This window comes from Vibrio sp. 10N.261.55.A7, from assembly GCF_002877365.1.
In the GTDB taxonomy this organism is placed as follows: Bacteria; Pseudomonadota; Gammaproteobacteria; order Enterobacterales; family Vibrionaceae; genus Vibrio.
Window position 1 is genome coordinate 1 of the sequence record NZ_MCWZ01000133.1, and the last position, 549, is coordinate 549.

Sequence of the window (549 nt, forward strand, 5' to 3'; positions counted from 1 at the left end):
CGTGCAAAAGGGCGCTCTCGAATTGGAACGAGTGCTGCACAGTAATTGGTCTTCACTAAATCAGGGGTAATAGACAATGGCAATTAAAACGTCTGACTTAAATGCAAAGTTGTTCGGTAAGGCTAACAAACGCCGCGCGACAACACCTCAAGAAGCGCAAACCGCCGCAAAAGAGCAAGCTCAAACCATTGAGTTGGCTGTCGCAGGAGAAGAACTGGTTTCGTTTGAACTTGTACGAATTCCTGCGGAAGAAGTGGAATCGAGTACGACAGTCTTTGCTGATAATGCTCGTGAACAGTCATTTCTCAATGAGCACGCCCTTTCTGACGTATTAACGACACTGAAAGAGCGTGGTCAACAGTATCCGGCTGTTGGTCGTAAGAACAAAGAAGGCAAGATAGAGGTCTTAGATGGCAGTCGTCGTCGCATGTCTTGTATCTTGGCTGGCAAAGAGTTCCTTATCTATGTCGCCGAAGAGATCAATGCCGATCACGCTAAGTTCTTATCCGATGTGGCCAATGCCCACAAACCTCTTTCTCTTTATGAAAA

Annotated in this window: 1 protein-coding gene; it reads left to right on the forward strand. The window is 46.4% G+C overall.

Annotated elements, in window-relative coordinates:
• Positions 1-76 precede the first annotated feature (76 nt).
• Positions 77-549: ParB N-terminal domain-containing protein (locus tag BCU12_RS08745; protein ID WP_198599292.1), on the forward strand; the 473-nt coding region annotated here is incomplete at its 3' end.